The organism is Bartonella sp. AD328YNZD (genome assembly GCF_042196425.1).
Genome location: NZ_JBHIQG010000599.1, coordinates 1 through 995, shown reverse-complemented (window position 1 = coordinate 995; position 995 = coordinate 1). Strand labels below are relative to the sequence as shown.

The 995-nt window shown below is 42.2% G+C and carries 1 protein-coding gene; it reads right to left on the bottom strand.

The window, feature by feature from the left end; genetic code table 11:
* On the bottom strand, positions 1–995 hold a 995-nt coding region (gene secD, locus ACFIO3_RS13960), incomplete at both ends, for a protein translocase subunit SecD (protein ID WP_375704676.1).

Genomic DNA, 995 nt, shown 5'->3' with positions numbered 1-995 from the left:
CCTGTGCCAAACCAAAATAGTAAAACAGTGGCTATAATGGCTGTAACATTTGCATCAACAATGGTTGCAAAAGCTTGTTTAAATCCACGATCTAGAGCTGCAAAAGCACTCACGCCTTTTCGACTTTCTTCGCGAATACGTTCATTGATGAGAATATTGGCATCAACGGCTATACCGATGCCTAAGATAATACCAGCAATACCGGGCAGCGTAAGCGTAGCTCCAAGGAGACTTAGTGCAGCAAATGTTAAAATCGTATGGAGGGCTAGTGCTATATTCGCAATGAGTCCCCAAATGCGGTAGAGAAGAAAAATAAAAATTGCAACGAGAATAAAGCCAATTATGCCGGTATAAAGCCCCATTTGGATGGCATCAGCACCAAGATTTGGACCTACGGTTCTTTCTTCAATGACGGTGAGTGGTGCGGGGAGGGAACCAGCGCGGAGCAGAGCAGCCAGAGTTGAGGCTTCTTTGGGGTCAAAGTTTCCTGTAATTTGACCTTGTCCATTGGGAATAACACTATTGATGGTAGGAGCGGTTAAAACCTTATTATCAAGAACAATGGCAAAAGGACGGTTAATATTTTGTCGTGTTATATCGGCAAATATTTTTGCACCAGCCGAATCTAGAGTAAATGAAATCATAGAACGTCCTGGCAATTGTGGATCAAAACCAGCACGGGCATCTTTCAGGACATTTCCATCTAAAGCAATTTGATCATAAATTGCATAGCGTTGCGTTTCATCAGTATATCCAGGAAGAATTGAAACACCTATCGGTGGATTATTGGGATCCACGTTAGAAGGAACAAGATGAAAACTCATTTTGGCAGTTGTTCCTAAAAGATCACGTAATTGTTTTGGATCTTGTAGTCCAGGCAATTGGACCATAATACGGTCATTTCCGACCTTTTGGATGGCTGGTTCTGAAACACCAACTTGATCTATACGGCGCCGGATGATTTCTAAGCTTTGTTCAATAGCATTGCTTATACG